Raw genomic sequence first — 15,949 nt, 5'->3', positions numbered from 1 at the left:
AATCCGAAATGGCGGAACTACGAATATGCCGCAGTTTGGAAAGCTGTTTTAGCGTGGTATCTTGACACAAATATCGTTTGTATACTAATAAATTTGGGACACAAGAGCTCACTGCTTTGGAGTGTGTGAACGGCTCGCCGGGACCTGAATGGTCTGTGCGCGCAGGAAACGGTTTGGCGCCCGCACAGGCGTGGGCAAGACAGAGTTGGATTTGATGAACACCACATCCGCACTCAACACAGCCGGCGCCCGTCCGCTGCAGTTTCCGATTCCGGCCAATGTCTATGCCGAAACCGTCGTCTCGGTGAAGCATTACACCGACCGCCTGTTCTCGTTCCGCATCACCCGTCCGCAGTCGCTGCGCTTCCGCTCCGGCGAGTTCGTCATGATCGGGCTGCCCAATGCCGAAAAGCCGGTGTACCGCGCCTATTCGGTCGCCAGCCCGGCCTGGGACGAAGAGCTGGAATTCTTCTCGATCAAGGTGCCGGACGGCCCGCTGACTTCCGAGCTGCAGAAGATCCAGGTTGGCGACACCGTCATCATGCGCCAGAAGTCGACCGGCACGCTGGTCGTCGACGCGCTGACCCCGGCAAAGCGCCTGTTCATGATCTCGACCGGCACCGGCATTGCGCCCTTCGCCAGCCTTCTGCGCGACCCCGATACCTACGAAAAATTCGATCAGGTCATCCTGACCCACACCTGCCGCGACAATGCCGAACTGACCTATGGCCAGGAGCTGGTGGCGGCGCTCGAGAACGATCCGCTGATCGGCGAACTTACCGGCGGCCGGGTCACGCTCTACAACTCAACGACCCGCGAAGAATCGGCGCGCATGGGCCGCATCACGGCGCTGATCGGCTCCGGCAAATTCTACGCCGACCTCGGCATCGAGAAGCTCAATCCGGAGACGGACCGCATCATGATCTGCGGCTCGATGCATATGCTGAAGGACGTCAAGGAAATGGCCGAAAGCCTCGGCTTCCATGAGGGCTCGCTCAGCCATCCCTCGACCTTCGTCGTCGAGCGCGCTTTCGTCGGCTGACATCAGCCGGCGCTTCGGCGCCTGCTTCTCGATTGGAATTTTGACCATGCGGTCAGATTCAGCTGCTTTCGCCGCCTTTTTCCGCTATGACCGCTTGAAGGACTCGTGAAGCGATGCTTCACGGGCTATCTTCGGTGTGCGTCGCCTAAAAACCGTGATGCGGTCCGGGAGCAACGACACGCACCACGACGTAAAATCGTCGAGCGAAAGGGCAGGAGATGAGCAGCACAATCCGCGAAGCCGATCTCGGCGCGTCCAAGGTCACGCCGCTGCCGGCACGTGCGGCCGCCAACACGCCCGTGCCGCAATCGCATGGCATCGCCCGCAACACCGGCATGCGGCTCGATCTCGGCTTCATGGAATCGGTGCGCTCGGTCAACCGCTCGGCGCTGGAACGCAGGGTCGCCAGCCTCACAAAGCGGCGCTCGATCAAGGCTGACAACCAGGCCGCATGGCTGCTGCGCGCGGTCTCCTGCATGGATTTGACGACGCTGAATTCCAACGACACCGAAGAGCGCGTGCGCCGCCTGTGCGCCAAGGCGATCAACCCGTTCCGCCGCGACATCGTCGAGGGGCTTGGCATCGAGGGCGAAAAAATCCGCCCGGCGGCGGTCTGCGTCTATCATCCATTCGTCGCGACGACTGTTGATGCCGTGCGCGGCACCGGCATCCATGTCGCCGCCGTCTCCACCGCTTTCCCGCACGGCCTTGCGCCGCTGTCGACCCGCCTGCAGGAGATCGAGGCATCGGTGCGCGACGGCGCCGACGAGATCGACGTCGTCATCCCGCGCGGCCTGGTCTTCGGCGCCAAGTGGCAGGAGCTCTACAACGAGATCGTCTCGATGCGCGAAGCCTGCGGCGATGCGCATCTCAAGGTCATTCTCGGCACCGGCGACCTCGCCACGCTGCGCAATGTCATGCTGGCCTCGATGGTGGCGATGATGGCCGGCGCCGATTTCATCAAGACCTCGACCGGCAAGGAAAGCGTCAACGCCACGCTGCCCGTCGGCCTTGCCATGGTGCGCGCCATCCGAGCCTATTTCGAGGAGACCGGCTTTCTCATCGGCTTCAAGCCGGCCGGCGGCATCTCTACAGCCAAGGCTTCGCTCGACTGGCTGGTGCTGATGAAGGAGGAGCTCGGCCGGCCATGGCTGGAGCCAGACCTGTTCCGCTTCGGCGCCTCGAGCCTCCTCACCGACATCGAGCGCCAGCTCGAGCACCATCTGACCGGGCATTATTCGGCCAATCACCGCCACGCAATGGCGTGAGGCGGATGAAGGCCTTGAACGTCGTGTTCCTTCGCCCCTCCCTCTGTCCTGCCGGACATCTCCCCCACTTGGGGGGAGATTGGCTAACGTCGGCGATTTCGCCAATTGTCGACGTTTCAGAGCCGACAGGCGCGAAGGCTAATCTCCCTCCTTGTGGGGGAGATGTCCGGCAGGACAGAGGGGGGCGCCACAGAGCGCCTGCCAAGACGATTATCTGGAGCGCGTCATGAACATTCTCGAACGCTATCACGCCATGGAATACGGCCCGGCGCCGGAAGCCCGCACCGAGGCCGATGCCTGGCTTGCCGGACGCGATTTCGGCAAGGCGCTGTTCATCGACGGCGGCTGGAAGGCAGCAGGCGGCGGCAAGACCTTCGAGACCAGCGAACCCTCATCCGGCAAGCTGCTGGCCAAGATCTCCGATGCCGGCGCCGCCGATATCGACGCAGCCGTTGCCGCAGCCACCAAGGCGTTGCCGAAATGGTCGGCGTCCTCCGGCTACCAGCGCGCCAAGGTGCTTTACGCCATCGGCCGCGCGATGCAGCGTCATCAGCGCCTGTTCGCAGTGCTTGAGTCAATCGACAATGGCAAGCCGATCCGCGAAAGCCGCGACATCGACGTGCCGCTGGCCATCCGCCATTTCATCCATCACGCCGGCTGGGCGCAGGCTCTAGACAAGGATTTCCCCGGCCACAAGGGCGTCGGTGTCGTCGGCCAGATCATTCCGTGGAATTTCCCGCTGCTGATGTTGGCCTGGAAGATCGCGCCGGCGCTCGCCGCCGGCTGCACGGTGGTGCTGAAGCCGGCCGAGTTCACGCCGCTCACCGCCATCCTGTTCGCCGAAATCTGCGAGCGCGCCGGCGTGCCGAAGGGAGTCGTCAACATCGTCCAGGGTGGACCTGAAGCGGGCGTCGCCATCGTCAACCATCCCGGCGTCCAGAAGATCGCCTTCACCGGCTCCTCGGAAGTCGGCAAGATCATCAGGAAAGCCACGGCCGGATCGGGCAAGAAACTGTCTCTGGAACTCGGCGGCAAGTCGGCCTTCATCGTCTTCGAGGACGCCGATCTCGACAGCGCCGTCGAAGGACTGGTCGACGGCATCTGGTTCAACCAGGGCCAGGTCTGCTGCGCCGGGTCACGGCTTCTGGTGCAGGAAGGCATTGCCGATGCCTTGATCGCCAAGGTCAAGGTCAGGATGAGCCGGCTTCGCGTCGGCAGCCCGCTCGACAAGAACACCGATATCGGCCCGCTGGTCGACGCCATCCAGCTGGACCGCGTCAAGGGCCTGGTCGCAGAAGGCGCCAGACAGGGCGCCGTCTGCTGGCAGCCCGACGCGGTGCTGCCGTCTTCCGGCTACTACCATCTGCCGACGCTCGCCACGGGTGTTTCGCCGGCAAATATATTGGCGCAGGAAGAGGTGTTCGGCCCGGTTCTGGCCACCATGACCTTCCGCAACACCGAGGAAGCGATCGAACTCGCCAACAACACGCGCTATGGGCTGGCCGCCTCGGTGTGGAGCGAAAACATCAACCTCGCGCTGCATGTCGCGCCGCAGCTGAAGGCCGGCGTCGTCTGGGTCAACGGCACCAACATGTTCGACGCCGCCTGCGGCTTCGGCGGCTATCGCGAAAGCGGCTTTGGCCGCGAGGGCGGGCGCGAGGGCATGTTCGAGTATCTCTCGGCAAAGCTGCCGCTCGGCCCGGTGATCAAGCCGACGGCGTCTTCGGCGCAGCCCGTCGAGCAATCGGATGGCGGCGCCATCGATCGTACCGCAAAGCTGTTCATCGGCGGCAAGCAGGTGCGGCCCGACGGCAATTATTCGCTGGCGATAGCCACTGCCAAGGGCAAGCTCGCCGGCGAAGTCGGTCTCGGCAGCCGCAAGGACATCCGCGACGCCGTTGCCGCCGCCCGCGCCTGCAAGGCGTGGCCGGAGGCGACCGCCTACAATCGTTCCCAGGTGCTCTATTATCTTGCCGAAAACCTGTCCGGCCGCACCGGCGAGTTCGCCGCCCGCCTCACCGAACTGACCGGCGCCAACGCCAAGGCCGCGCGGGAGGAAGTAGAACAGTCCATCGAGCGGCTCTTCCTCTATGCCGGCCTTGCCGACAAGTTCGAGGGCAGGGTGCATCAGCCACCGGCCCGCGCCGTCACGCTGGCGCTGCACGAGCCGGTCGGCGTCGTCGGCATCGTCGCCCCGGACAGCGCGCCGCTGCTCGGCTTCATCTCCCTGACCGCACCTGCGCTTGCCATGGGCAATACCGTGGTGGCCGTGCCGTCGGAAAAATACCCGCTGCTTGCCACCGATCTCTACCAGGTGATCGAATATTCCGACGTTCCGGCCGGCGCCATCAACATCGTCACCGGCCGCACGGCGGAGCTTGCCGGCGTGCTGGCCAAGCATGACGACGTCGACGGGTTGTGGTTGTTCGCCGATGCCGACACCTGCGCCAAAGCGGAGGCCGATTCCGTCGGCAATCTCAAGCGCGTCTGGACCGGCAACGGCCGCAGCCTCGACTGGGCCTCCGACGAGGCCGCCGGCGATGCCCTGCTGCGCCGCGCCGTCGAAGTGAAGAACGTCTGGGTGCCATACGGCGACTAATGCCCCTGAGCGCGCTGTGCTTGAGTAAACAATGGCAGCGTGACTCGTTGTCCGGTTGTCATACATGTTGTTGCATCAGAGCAAGCGATGTGTATTACATCGGCCGTCGCGAAGGTGATCGCGTTCGGGCTTGACGCTTGGACATGTGTTCTTTAACCAGAAAAAACATTTGTTATTTAAGGACTGATGGATTGTGCAGGCCGCATAGTCGCGCCTGTCTGGCACGGGACGCCCCAGTCAGCCGGCAGTAAATCGGGCCGAGCAGTGGCCAAAGAGGGCGAGGAGAAACGCATGGCGGATCTAGCAGGCAAGGTCGTTGTCGTCACCGCGGCGGCACAAGGCATCGGCAGAGCGAGCGCATTGGCCTTCGCCAAGGCAGGTGCCATCGTGCACGCCACCGACATCAACGAGGCGCTGCTGGCCGAACTCGCCAAGACCTCCGGCATCAAGACCCGCAAGCTCGACGTTCTCAACGACGATGCGGTGGCATCCGGCTTCGCCGAAATCGGCTGCGTCGACGTGCTGTTCAACTGCGCCGGCTTCGTCCATTCCGGGTCTATCCTCGAGATGAAGGACGCCGATCTCGATTTCGCCTTCAACCTCAATGTCCGCGCCATGATCCGCACCATTCGGGCCGTACTGCCCGGCATGCTGGAGCGCGGCGATGGCTCGATCATCAACATGTCGTCCGTCGCCGGCGCCGGCAAGGGTGTGCCCAACCGGTTCGCCTACGGCGTCACCAAGGCGGCCGTGATCGGCCTGACCAAGGCGGTCGCCGCCGACTATGTCGCCAAGGGCATTCGCTGCAACGCCATCTGCCCCGGCACAGTCGAAAGCCCGTCGCTGCAGGACCGCATGCATGCGCAGGGCGACTATGACGCCGCCCGGGCGGCCTTCATCGCCCGCCAGCCGATGGGCCGTCTCGGCACCCCCGAGGAAATCGCCGACCTTGCGGTTTACCTCGCCGGCGCCACGTACACCTCAGGCCAGGCCTATAATATCGACGGCGGCTGGTCGATCTGAGCAATAGCCTCGATCCGCAGGTCCAGGCTCGAACAGTTCTAAAGTCCGGCTTGCCCTAGGTCGGGTCCGATAGCCAGAGTCCACCCAGTCATCGCTTGGCGGAACGAGTTTTGAAAACGGCCTTGGGCCGCAATTTGGAGAGCAAGATGAAACTGCTGCGCTATGGCGAGATAGGGAGCGAACGCCCCGGCCTGCTCGATGCGGATGGCACGATCCGCGATCTTTCGGGTCATGTCGCCGACATTGCCGGCAAGGCGCTCGATCCGGCGTCGCTCGATGCGCTATCGAAGCTCGACCCGAAGTCGCTGCCGGCCGTACCCGGAAGCCCGAGGCTTGGCGCCTGCGTTGCCGGCACAGGAAAATTCATCTGCATCGGCCTGAATTATTCCGATCATGCCGCCGAAACCGGCGCCACCGTGCCGCCGGAGCCGATCATCTTCATGAAGGCGAGTTCGGCCATTGTCGGCCCCGACGATGATGTGCTGATCCCGCGCGGCTCGGAAAAGACCGACTGGGAGGTTGAACTCGCCGTGGTCATCGGCAGAAAAGCCAAATATGTCAGCGAGGCCGATGCGCTGGATTATGTCGCCGGCTATGCCGTTGCCCATGACGTGTCCGAGCGAGCCTTCCAGGCCGAGCGCCAGGGCCAGTGGACCAAGGGCAAGAGCTGCGACACGTTCGGTCCGACCGGGCCGTGGCTTGTCACCAAGGACGAGGTTGCCGATCCGCAGAACCTCAAAATGTGGCTGACGGTCAACGGCAAGACGATGCAGAACGGCTCGACCAGGACCATGGTCTACGGCGTCGCCTATCTCGTTTCCTATCTCAGCCAGTTCATGTCGCTGCATCCTGGCGACATCATCTCCACCGGCACCCCGCCCGGCGTCGGTCTCGGCATGAAGCCGCCGGTGTTCCTGAAGCCCGGCGATGTGGTGGAACTGGGCATCGAGGGGCTCGGCCAGCAGAAGCAGACCTTCAAGGCGGATGCCTAGCCGCCTCTGCCCTTAGAGCGTTTCACCGTTTGCCGGCGAAACGGTCTATCTCTTTGTTTGCCGGGCGGCTGGCGCCTCTTGTCAGCGCCAGCCCAGAGCCGGCGCGACGTGCTTCAGGATCGCCTCGATGACGTGGGCGTTGTACTCGACGCCAAGCTGGTTGGGGACGGTCAGAAGCAGCGTGTCGGCCTCGGCGATCGCTTCGTCCTCTTTCAGCTGATCGATCAGCACATCGGGCTCGGCGGCATAGGAGCGGCCGAAGACGGCAAGCTTCTCAGGCTCGATATAGCCGAAATGATCTTCGCTGCTGCCGCCGCCGAAATAGGCGCGGTCGCGGTCGTTCACCAGCGCAAAGATGCTGCGGCTGACCGACACGCGCGGCTCGCGTGTGTGGTCGGCCGCCTTCCACGCCGCGCGATAGGCGCGGATCTGTTCGGCCTGCTGGATGTGGAGCGGCTGGCCGCCCTCATCGAACTTCAGCGTCGAACTTTGCAGGTTCATGCCGAGCTTGCCCGCCCATTCGGCGGTCGCGTTGGTAGCGGCGCCCCACCAGATCCGGTCGCGCAGGCCGGCCGAGAACGGCTCGAGCCGCAGCATTCCCGGAGGATTGGGGAACATCGGCCGCGGATTGGGTTGCGCGAAACCTTCGCCGCGCAGCACGTCCAGAAACACCTCGGCATGGTTGCGCGCCATGTCGGCATCGCTTTTGCCGTCCTGCGGCACGTAGCCGAAGTAGCGCCAGCCGTCGATCACCTGCTCCGGCGAACCGCGGCTGATGCCAAGCTGCAGCCGGCCACCGGCGATCAGGTCGGCAGCACCCGCATCCTCGGCCATATACAGCGGATTCTCATAGCGCATGTCGATGACGGCGGTGCCGATCTCGATGCGGCTGGTGCGGGCGCCGACCGCGGCCAGAAGCGGAAACGGCGAAGCGAGCTGGCGGGCAAAATGATGGACGCGGAAATAGGCGCCGTCCGCGCCCAGCTCCTCGGCGGCGACGGCCAGGTCGATCGACTGCAGCAGCGCGTCGGACGCCGAGCGCGTCTGCGATTGCGACGAGGGCGACCAATGGCCGAAGGAAAGAAAGCCGATCTTCTTCATGCGCGCATCCTGTTCTTTGATTCCAGTTGCCTACTTCGTCGCCCACGCGATCGGGTTCAATCGACACTCACACAACGCAGTGTCAATGCCGCCGGCCCTTGACGGTTTCGCAACGATACCCATCGGTGCGCAAAGGACCAAGGCCATGGTCCCCGGCGATGCCTTGCGCGACCGCGTCAGCATCTGCCGCGGCGCTTTTGGGGCCAAATGAACCAACCAAAGGCGATGTACCGCAAACTCCATTCGCTTCAGAGCCCGGTTTTGAAATCTTCTCGCTCATTTAATTCTACAAAATCGGTAGGCTTAATGCGGATAGTGCGTCTGCGAGAAGGAGCCTCGGATGTCAAAAAAGCTGGTGGTGGGGTTGTCCGGCAACCTGACCCGTCCGTCCAAGACGAAGGCATTCGTCAGCCACATCGCCGGTGAGGTGGCGAGCCGGGCCGGCTCGGCTTTGAGCGTTTTCGACATCGAGGATCTCGGCCCGTCCTTTGCGCCTGCAAGACAGCTTGGCGATCTCGATCCGGCGGCGCGCGGTATTATCGAGCAGCTGCTCGGCGCCGACGTGCTGGTGGTCGGCTCCCCGACCTTCAAGGGCAGCTACACCGGGCTGTTCAAGCACTTCTTCGACCTGCTCGACCCGTCGTCGCTGCGCGGCAAGCCGATCATCCTGGCGGCAACAGGCGGCGGCGAGCGTCATTCGCTAGTCGTCGAACACCAGTTGCGGCCGTTGTTCGGCTTCTTCGAGGCGCAGACCCTGCCGACCGCGATCTACGCCTCGGACAAGGACTTTGCAGATGGCGTGCTGGTGTCAGAGGCAGTCAAGGCGCGAGCCCGGCAGGCGGTCGCCGAGGCATGCCGGGTGGCCGGCGTGCCCTACAGCGTCGTCCTTGCCGCCTGAAAACCAACGATCCGCGACGCAACATTCCATCCCGCATAGACCAGAAGGACGCCTGCAAATGACTCGAGCCAGCAAGTCCGATAGCAGGCCGCGGCAGATCAAGCTCGGCGCTTTCCTGCCCGGCGGCGGGCAGCATATCGCCGCCTGGCGTCATCCCGATGCGCCGGCCGACGGGGCCACCAATTTCGAGTTCCACAAGCAACTGGCGCTGACCGCCGAGCGCGGCCTGTTCGACGCCTATTTCCTGGCCGACAACCTGACCGTCGGCCTCGGCGCCCGCGAGGGCGGCAATGCCAAGATCGCCGGTTTCGAGCCGGTGACGCTGTTTGCGGCGCTGGCGCCGCTGACGACGCATCTCGGCTTCATCGCAACGGCGTCCACCACTTATGAGGAGCCTTACACGCTGGCGCGCAAATTCGCTTCGCTCGACCTGTTGTCGAACGGCCGCGCCGGCTGGAACGTGGTGACCTCGGCCGGCGACGAAACGGCACGCAATTTCAACCGCGACGTCCAGCCCAGCCATGCCGAGCGCTATGCCAGGGCGCATGAGCATGTCGAGACGGTCAAGGCGCTGTGGGACAGCTGGGAGGATGACGCCTTCATCCGCGACAAGCAGTCGGGCCGTTTCTACGACAAGGACAGATTGCACGACATCGACCACAAGGGCGAGCATTTCAGCGTCAAGGGTCCGCTCAACGTGCCGCGCCCGGTGCAGGGGCATCCGGTTGTCGTACAAGCCGGGCAGTCGGAAGACGGACGCGGGCTTGCCGCGCACTCGGCCGAGGTCATCTTCACCGCCCATCAGAAGCTCGAGACGGCGCAGGAATTCTATCGAGACATCAAGGCGCGCGTGGCTGAAGTCGGCCGCGATCCCGACCAGGTGCTGATCATGCCGGGCGTCGCGCCCTTCGTCGGCCGCACCGAGGACGAGGCCCGCGCCAAATACCAACAGCTCAACGACCTTATCCTGCCCGAGGACGGTGTTGCGCTCCTCAACGGTCTTGCCGGCCAGACGCTCGACATCAGGGGCTATCCGCTCGACGGCCCGTTGCCGCCGAGCAAGGAAACCGAAGGCATGAAGAGCCGCCAGGCGCTGATCCGGCAGATTGCCGACGAGCACAATTTCAGCATCCGCCAGCTTTACCAATGGGTAGCGACGGCGCGCGGCCACTACACCATCGTCGGCAGCGTCACGCAGGTCGCCGATCAGCTGGAGGAATGGTTCACCAGCGAGGCGGCCGACGGCTTCAACATCCTGCCGCCCTGGCTGCCCGGCGCGCTCGACGATTTCGTCGACCTGGTCATTCCCGAGCTGCAGCGGCGCGGCCTGTTCCGCACGGCTTACGAAGGCCGCACGCTGCGCGAGAATCTCGGCCTCAGGCGCCCGGAAAATCCATGGACCGTCGCCCGCTCGACCGTCCTTGCCGCCGAATGACCTTGGCATCGAAGGGGTGAAGCAATGACGTTGCAGCACATCGATCGGCAAATCACGGTTCGCCGCGGTGGTGGCGAAACCGGGCTCGGCACCGACTTTCTGCGCCTCGGCGGCCGGGCTGCTGTTCGCTTCCTGAAGCGCTACGGCGTGCTTGCCGGCTTCCTGGCGCTTTGGCAGGTGGCGAGCAGCGTCGGATGGGTCAACGCGGCGGTGCTGCCGCCGATCGACATGATCGTCGAAGCGCTCTGGAAGGGGCTTGCCGGCGGCAGCCTGCTCGGCGACATCGCCATCAGCCTGCAGCGCGCCGGCATCGCCTTTGCCGCAGCCGTCGCCGTCGCCATTCCGCTCGGCCTGTTCATGGGCCAGGTGCGCCCGGTCGAAACCGCGCTCGATCCGATCCTGCAGGTGTTCCGGCAGACCTCTGCACTGGCGCTCTACCCGGTGTTCATCCTGCTCTTGGGACTTGGCGAGACCTCGAAGATCTTCGTCATCTTCTGGGCGACGCTGTTTCCGCTGCTGCTCAATACCACCAGCGGCGTCAAGGAAGTCGATCCCAAGCTGCTTGAAATGGCGCGCGTCTATGGTGCGAGCCGGCTCACCGTGTTTCGCCGCGTCGTACTGCCGGGCGCCGTGCCGTCGATCTTCGTCGGCTTGCGGCTGAGCGCCACCACGGCGCTGCTGCTGCTGATCGCGTCCGAGATGATCGGTGCCAACAAGGGCATCGGTTTCCAGGTGATGAACGCGCAGTACAATTTCCAGATCCCGCTGATGTTTGCGGCAATCGTCATCCTCGCCGGGCTTGGCCTGATCGCCAACCAGGCATTGGTCACCCTGCAGCGGCGGCTCTGTCGCTGGAGCAATCCTGTCAACTGAGCAGTCCGCCCCTCACCGTTTACCTCACAAGGACCCGATCATGAAAATCACCCGCCGTTCGCTGCTTGCCGGCGGGCCGCTTGCCGCCGGCCTCATCGCCGCCGGCCTGCCGCGCCTGGCCTTTGCGCAAGCCGCAGCCGTCAAGTTCCGCTACCTCGCCAGCCGTGGCAGCATCTCCCCGCATGAGCTGGCCGACGAGCTCGGCTACTTCAAAGGGCTCGGCGTCGAGCTGGAGAATGTCGGCTATTCCTCGGGTGGACCGGAATCGCTGTTTGCGCTGTCTTCCGGCAGCGTCGACATCGGCTCGGCCGCCACCGCAGCGGTGATCAACTCGATCTCGGGCGGCAACGACTTCGTCGCGGCGTATCCGAGCAACGGCATCAACAAGGATGTGAAGAGCGTCTTCTACGTGCTGGAAGACAGCCCGATCAAATCGATCGCCGACATTGCCGGCAAGACCATCTCGGTCAACACGCTCGGCGCTCATCTCGACTATACGGTGCGTGAGGCCCTGCACAGCGTCGGCCTGCCGCCGACCGCCGCCAACCTCATTGTCGTGCCCGGCCCGCAGCTTGAGCAGACGCTGCGCTCGCGCCAGGTCGACATTGCCGGCCTCGGCTACTGGCAGGCGACCTTTGCCGGCGCGCTGGTCGCCAATGGCGGCGTGCGCGGCGTGTTCGACGACACGCAGGTGCTCGGCGAACTCGCCGGCGGCTTCGTCGTACTCAGGCGCGACTTCATTGCCGCCAACCCGGATGCGGCGCGCAACTTCGTCGAACAGTCGGCGCGCGCCTCGGACTGGTCGCGCCAGAACCCGGACGAAGCCCGCAAGGTGCTGGCCACTATCCTCGACAAGCGCGGTGAAAACGGCGATCTCGCCCGCTACTGGACCGGCTTTGGTCTGCGCGAAGGTGCGCAGGCGACCGACCGCGACGTCGACTTCTGGGTCGCCGTGCTGGAGCGCGACGGCCGTCTGGCCAAGGGCAAGCTGAAAGCCGCCGACATTCTGTACCGGCCCGGCGAAACCAAGATCAACTGAGCTCTGAAATAGCTGAGAGATGAGATGACCGGTTCCAACCGCGGCGGGGAGGTCTCGATCCGCGACCTGTCCAAATCCTTCAGCCTCGGCGGGCGCCAGCTTGCCGTGCTGCGGACGCTCAACCTCGACATTCGTTCGGGGGAATGCCTGGTCATTGTCGGCGCCAGCGGCTCCGGCAAGACCACGCTGCTGCGTATTCTGGCCGGGCTGGAGGCGGCCGACAGCGGCGGTGTCGCGATCGACGGCCAGCCGGTGCATGGCGTCGGCGCCGAGCGTGCCGTGATCTTCCAGGAGCCGCGGCTGCTGCCGTGGCTGAGCGTGCTCGGCAATGTCGCCTTCGGCCTCGAAGTGCGCGGTGTTCCCAAGAGGCAGGCCGAGGAACGCGCCCGCTTCTACGTCGCCCTGGTCGGCCTTGCCGAATTCGCCGATGCTTTTCCGAGCCAGCTTTCCGGCGGCATGGCGCAGCGCGTCGGCATCGCCCGGGCGCTCACCGTGCAGCCCGAAATCCTTCTGCTCGACGAGCCGCTGGGGGCGCTGGACGCCATGACCAAGATCGGCATGCAGGAGGAACTGGCGCGCATCTGGAGCGAGGAGAACGTCACCATGGTGATGGTCACCCACGATCTGGAGGAGGCGATCTATCTGGCTGACCGGGTGCTGATCCTGCCCAAGGAGAAAGGCGGCGCGGCGCGGTTGATCGACATCGACCTGCCACGCCCGCGCGAGCGCAGCGAGAGCCGCTTCGTGCGCTACCGTGAAGAATTGCTGCGCGAATTCGGATTGCACTGATCAAGGGAAGGTTGCCAGCCGTGGCTCCCCCGGAAGATTAGCTCTCGCGATTATTGCTTGGTGAACGTGCCCGTATAGGTTCGGTCGGCAAGCCCATAGGTGACGGCCAGCGTTCCGTCCGCCTGAATGACCGCGCTGACGTCCGCGCCATTGGGAAGGCGCCGCAGTTTCAACGTGTTGCCGAAAATCTTGCCTTCGCCATCGGCCACGCCCGGTTTGTTGTCGGCGACATCGCCCCAGGCATAGGTGGCGGTGACATTGCCGCCGCGCGTAATCGTCAGCACGGCGAGCTTGCCGTCATACATCCCGTCCAGCTGTCCGCCCCATATGCCGGAAAACGCGACATATTTGGCCGGGACGCCTTCGCCGGGCGGCATGACCCGCACGGATGGATCGAGGACCGCCGCACCATCAGGAGCAGAGATCGCGGCAGGCGCCATGGGCTGAGGTGCGGGCGCTGCCGGCGGCGATGATGGTTCAGGCGCCGACTGGCAGGCGACAAGCACGAATGCCGCGAAACCGAGCGTCGGAAAAAGACTGTTTGGTGGAGCCAATCGGGATCGAACCGACGACCTCTTGAATGCCATTCAAGCGCTCTCCCAACTGAGCTATGGCCCCACTCCGGCAGTCAGCCGTCGCCGTTGCCGGCGAGAGGTCCGGCGCGGGTTTCAGGACCGCGCCGATTAGTGCAGGCGGCTTCTAACCCCGCCTTCCCTGAAGATCAAGCCTTCGAGGGCCGCTTTTTCGTCATAGCTCGTGAACGCCGCTAAATGCATGCGTTCGAAGCGTTCTTAGACTTCGTCGTCGTCGTCGCCGACGCCGATCATGTCGGCGACGTCGTCGTCTTCTTCCTCTTCGTCGGCAAGGAAAGTATCGTCCTCATCGTCGCCTAGATCGACATCGTCCTCGTCGTCGCCCAGATCGGGAAGCTCGTCGCCGGCCTTGACGTCTTCGTCGGCCTCTTCAAGCGAGACGACTTCAACGCCTTCTTCTTCCTCGGCGTCCACTTCCTTCTCGGCCACTTCCTCTTCCTCTTCGAGGGCGGCGATCTTGCCGTCCTCGAAATAGGAACGCGGATACGTCTTGCCCGTATAGGGCGAGACGATAGGGTCCTTGTTCAGGTCGTAGAATTTTCGGCCCGTTTCAGGGTCGACACGCTTTGTGCCAAGTTCGTTTTTTGCCACGTCAAGCCTCGTCAGTAAAAGAGTGGTCCCCTTAACCACAGTTTACCGCGCTGTCAAAGCGAAAAGCCGGCGTCACAAAACCAAGCACTGAAAGGCCTCGCGCCAAGCGACGACCATGGGGATGACCATTCGTGCCCGCCGTGATACGAGACCGCCGCAACAAATGAAAAGCGCCGGTGCGCCGGCATTCCGTCCAGGGAAATTCCATGTCTCACGCCGCCGCTGCCAAGCCGGCCACCGCCCGCAAATCATCCGCCCTTTCCGGCACCGCTCGCGTGCCGGGCGACAAGTCGATTTCGCACCGTTCCATGATGTTCGGCGGCCTTGCCTCCGGCGAAACCCGCGTCACCGGCCTGCTCGAAGGCGAGGATGTGATGCGCACGGCGGCCGCCATGAAGGCGATGGGCGCGCATATCGAGAAGCGCGGCGCCGAGTGGGTGGTCCGCGGCACCGGAAATGGCGCGCTGCTGCAGCCGGAAGGCCCGCTCGATTTCGGCAATGCCGGCACCGGCTCCCGCCTCACAATGGGCCTCGTCGGCACTTACGACATGGAAACGACCTTCATCGGCGACGCATCGCTGTCGGGACGGCCGATGGGCCGCGTGCTCGAACCCTTGCGCCAAATGGGCGTGCAGGTGCTGAAGGCGACGCCGGGCGACCGCATGCCGATCACGCTGCATGGGCCGAAACACGCCGCACCCATTACCTACCGCGTGCCGATGGCCTCGGCGCAGGTGAAGTCGGCCGTGCTGCTGGCAGGCCTAAACACGCCCGGCATCACCAACGTGATCGAGCCGGTGATGACGCGCGATCATACCGAAAAGATGCTTAGGGGATTTGGCGCCAATCTCTCGGTCGAGACCGACGAGCGCGGCGTGCGCCACATCTTCATCGAGGGCCAGGGCAAATTGACGGGGCAGACCATCGCCGTGCCCGGCGACCCCTCCTCGGCCGGCTTCCCGCTGGTCGCGGCGCTGATCGTGCCGGGTTCGGACATCGTCATCGAGAACGTGCTGATGAACCCGACCCGCACCGGGCTGCTTTTAACGCTGCAGGAAATGGGCGGCCAGATCGACATCTTGAACCCGCGCAATGCCGGCGGCGAGGATGTCGCCGATCTGCGCGTGCGCTACTCCGAGCTCAAGGGCGTCACCGTGCCGCCCGAGCGGGCGCCGTCTATGATCGACGAATACCCGGTGCTGGCTGTTGCTGCGAGCTTCGCCGAGGGCGAGACGCTTATGCAGGGGCTGGAAGAGTTGCGGGTGAAGGAATCCGACCGACTGGCAGCGGTTGCCAATGGGCTGAAGCTCAACGGCGTCGACTGCACCGAAGGCGAAGCTTCGCTCGCGGTGCGCGGAAAGCCCGGCGGCAAGGGGCTGGGCGGCCATCCCAATGGCCAGGACACGACGGTGCAGACGCATCTCGACCATCGTATCGCCATGAGCTTCCTGGTAATGGGGCTGGCAACGGAAAAGCCGGTGACCATCGACGACGCCGCAATGATCGCGACGAGCTTCCCGGAGTTCATGGGGCTGATGACGGGGCTGGGCGCGGAGATCGGGTAGGTTGATGGGCTTGAGCCGAACTGGAACGCTTGCGGGACAGCACCCCCCTCTGTCCTGCCGGACATCTCCCCCGCAAGGGGGGAGATCAGCTATCTTCTTGGCTTTCGCCAATCACCAACGTTGCAAAATTGAGCGGAGCGC

The 15,949-nt window shown here is 64.2% G+C and carries 15 protein-coding genes and 1 tRNA gene; 11 read left to right on the top strand and 5 right to left on the bottom strand.

Going from position 1 to position 15,949, the window contains the following annotated elements; translation table 11 throughout:
• Positions 1-214: 214 nt before the first annotated feature.
• The 5 genes from NKI46_RS05515 to NKI46_RS05495 all read left to right on the top strand — a co-directional run bounded on the left by NKI46_RS05515 (position 215) and on the right by NKI46_RS05495 (position 6,924).
• The gene (locus NKI46_RS05515) at positions 215-1,042 is read left to right on the top strand and encodes a ferredoxin--NADP reductase (RefSeq protein WP_023683551.1); all 828 of its coding nucleotides are present in this window, start codon (positions 215-217) and stop codon (positions 1,040-1,042) included.
• A gap of 218 nt (positions 1,043-1,260) precedes the next feature.
• The gene (gene deoC / locus NKI46_RS05510) at positions 1,261-2,310 is read left to right on the top strand and encodes a deoxyribose-phosphate aldolase (protein WP_023739681.1); all 1,050 of its coding nucleotides are present in this window, start codon (positions 1,261-1,263) and stop codon (positions 2,308-2,310) included.
• A 226-nt stretch (positions 2,311-2,536) separates the two neighbouring features.
• Positions 2,537-4,909 carry an aldehyde dehydrogenase family protein gene (locus tag NKI46_RS05505; protein WP_352745221.1) on the top strand — a complete coding sequence of 791 codons (2,373 nt, stop codon included), beginning with the start codon at positions 2,537-2,539 and terminating at the stop codon, positions 4,907-4,909.
• A gap of 291 nt (positions 4,910-5,200) precedes the next feature.
• A complete protein-coding gene (locus NKI46_RS05500; protein ID WP_023739679.1) occupies positions 5,201-5,932 on the top strand; it encodes an SDR family oxidoreductase in 732 nt (243 codons plus the stop codon).
• 146 nt (positions 5,933-6,078) lie between these two features.
• A complete protein-coding gene (locus tag NKI46_RS05495; RefSeq protein ID WP_023752475.1) occupies positions 6,079-6,924 on the top strand; it encodes a fumarylacetoacetate hydrolase family protein in 846 nt (281 codons plus the stop codon).
• 81 nt (positions 6,925-7,005) lie between these two features.
• On the opposite strand, the gene NKI46_RS05490 is transcribed toward NKI46_RS05495, so the two are convergent.
• Positions 7,006-8,025 carry an LLM class flavin-dependent oxidoreductase gene (locus NKI46_RS05490; protein ID WP_023745836.1) on the bottom strand — a complete coding sequence of 340 codons (1,020 nt, stop codon included), beginning with the start codon at positions 8,023-8,025 and terminating at the stop codon, positions 7,006-7,008.
• A gap of 82 nt (positions 8,026-8,107) precedes the next feature.
• Positions 8,108-8,305 carry a hypothetical protein gene (locus NKI46_RS05485; protein WP_155923261.1) on the bottom strand — a complete coding sequence of 66 codons (198 nt, stop codon included), beginning with the start codon at positions 8,303-8,305 and terminating at the stop codon, positions 8,108-8,110.
• Between the two features lie 60 nt (positions 8,306-8,365).
• Here NKI46_RS05485 and msuE point away from each other — a divergent pair, with 60 nt between their 5' ends.
• The 5 genes from msuE to NKI46_RS05460 are packed head-to-tail and all read left to right on the top strand — an operon-like array spanning position 8,366 to position 13,059.
• Positions 8,366-8,923, top strand: a complete 558-nt coding sequence (msuE, locus tag NKI46_RS05480) for an FMN reductase (protein ID WP_023683545.1) — start codon at positions 8,366-8,368, stop codon at positions 8,921-8,923.
• Between the two features lie 58 nt (positions 8,924-8,981).
• Entirely contained in the window at positions 8,982-10,358 is a 1,377-nt protein-coding gene (locus NKI46_RS05475) for an LLM class flavin-dependent oxidoreductase (RefSeq protein WP_023683544.1), read from the top strand.
• 24 nt (positions 10,359-10,382) lie between these two features.
• Entirely contained in the window at positions 10,383-11,231 is an 849-nt protein-coding gene (locus NKI46_RS05470) for an ABC transporter permease (RefSeq protein WP_023695916.1), read from the top strand.
• A 40-nt stretch (positions 11,232-11,271) separates the two neighbouring features.
• Entirely contained in the window at positions 11,272-12,270 is a 999-nt protein-coding gene (locus NKI46_RS05465) for an ABC transporter substrate-binding protein (RefSeq protein WP_352745218.1), read from the top strand.
• 24 nt (positions 12,271-12,294) lie between these two features.
• Positions 12,295-13,059 carry an ABC transporter ATP-binding protein gene (locus NKI46_RS05460; RefSeq protein ID WP_023683542.1) on the top strand — a complete coding sequence of 255 codons (765 nt, stop codon included), beginning with the start codon at positions 12,295-12,297 and terminating at the stop codon, positions 13,057-13,059.
• 50 nt (positions 13,060-13,109) lie between these two features.
• Here the strand turns inward: NKI46_RS05460 and NKI46_RS05455 are convergent, their stop codons facing one another.
• The 3 genes from NKI46_RS05455 to NKI46_RS05445 all read right to left on the bottom strand — a co-directional run bounded on the left by NKI46_RS05455 (position 13,110) and on the right by NKI46_RS05445 (position 14,243).
• Positions 13,110-13,499, bottom strand: a complete 390-nt coding sequence (locus NKI46_RS05455; RefSeq protein ID WP_023683541.1) for a hypothetical protein — start codon at positions 13,497-13,499, stop codon at positions 13,110-13,112.
• A 102-nt stretch (positions 13,500-13,601) separates the two neighbouring features.
• Positions 13,602-13,677 (bottom strand) — tRNA-Ala (locus NKI46_RS05450).
• 173 nt (positions 13,678-13,850) lie between these two features.
• On the bottom strand, positions 13,851-14,243 hold the full coding sequence (locus NKI46_RS05445; RefSeq protein ID WP_023683538.1) for a TIGR02300 family protein: 393 nt from the start codon (positions 14,241-14,243) through the stop codon (positions 13,851-13,853).
• A 206-nt stretch (positions 14,244-14,449) separates the two neighbouring features.
• Between NKI46_RS05445 and aroA the strand changes: the two genes are divergently transcribed.
• The gene (gene aroA / locus NKI46_RS05440; protein ID WP_352745214.1) at positions 14,450-15,808 is read left to right on the top strand and encodes a 3-phosphoshikimate 1-carboxyvinyltransferase; all 1,359 of its coding nucleotides are present in this window, start codon (positions 14,450-14,452) and stop codon (positions 15,806-15,808) included.
• The last annotated feature ends 141 nt before the right edge of the window (positions 15,809-15,949 follow it).

Source organism: Mesorhizobium sp. M0615, assembly GCF_040320805.1.
GTDB lineage: Bacteria > Pseudomonadota > Alphaproteobacteria > Rhizobiales > Rhizobiaceae > Mesorhizobium.
Note: the sequence above shows the minus strand (reverse complement) of the source record. Positions and strands in the feature narration are given on the sequence as shown.

What these genes read in the sequence shown, in the direction of transcription:
- NKI46_RS05515 (WP_023683551.1), top strand. Translation starts at nt 215, where the DNA reads ATGAACACCACATCCGCACTCAACACAGCCGGCGCCCGTCCGCTGCAG.
- deoC (WP_023739681.1), top strand. Translation starts at nt 1,261, where the DNA reads ATGAGCAGCACAATCCGCGAAGCCGATCTCGGCGCGTCCAAGGTCACG.
- NKI46_RS05505 (WP_352745221.1), top strand. Translation starts at nt 2,537, where the DNA reads ATGAACATTCTCGAACGCTATCACGCCATGGAATACGGCCCGGCGCCG.
- NKI46_RS05500 (WP_023739679.1), top strand. Translation starts at nt 5,201, where the DNA reads ATGGCGGATCTAGCAGGCAAGGTCGTTGTCGTCACCGCGGCGGCACAA.
- NKI46_RS05495 (WP_023752475.1), top strand. Translation starts at nt 6,079, where the DNA reads ATGAAACTGCTGCGCTATGGCGAGATAGGGAGCGAACGCCCCGGCCTG.
- NKI46_RS05490 (WP_023745836.1), bottom strand. Translation starts at nt 8,025, where the DNA reads ATGAAGAAGATCGGCTTTCTTTCCTTCGGCCATTGGTCGCCCTCGTCG.
- NKI46_RS05485 (WP_155923261.1), bottom strand. Translation starts at nt 8,305, where the DNA reads ATGAGCGAGAAGATTTCAAAACCGGGCTCTGAAGCGAATGGAGTTTGC.
- msuE (WP_023683545.1), top strand. Translation starts at nt 8,366, where the DNA reads ATGTCAAAAAAGCTGGTGGTGGGGTTGTCCGGCAACCTGACCCGTCCG.
- NKI46_RS05475 (WP_023683544.1), top strand. Translation starts at nt 8,982, where the DNA reads ATGACTCGAGCCAGCAAGTCCGATAGCAGGCCGCGGCAGATCAAGCTC.
- NKI46_RS05470 (WP_023695916.1), top strand. Translation starts at nt 10,383, where the DNA reads ATGACGTTGCAGCACATCGATCGGCAAATCACGGTTCGCCGCGGTGGT.
- NKI46_RS05465 (WP_352745218.1), top strand. Translation starts at nt 11,272, where the DNA reads ATGAAAATCACCCGCCGTTCGCTGCTTGCCGGCGGGCCGCTTGCCGCC.
- NKI46_RS05460 (WP_023683542.1), top strand. Translation starts at nt 12,295, where the DNA reads ATGACCGGTTCCAACCGCGGCGGGGAGGTCTCGATCCGCGACCTGTCC.
- NKI46_RS05455 (WP_023683541.1), bottom strand. Translation starts at nt 13,499, where the DNA reads ATGGCGCCTGCCGCGATCTCTGCTCCTGATGGTGCGGCGGTCCTCGAT.
- aroA (WP_352745214.1), top strand. Translation starts at nt 14,450, where the DNA reads ATGTCTCACGCCGCCGCTGCCAAGCCGGCCACCGCCCGCAAATCATCC.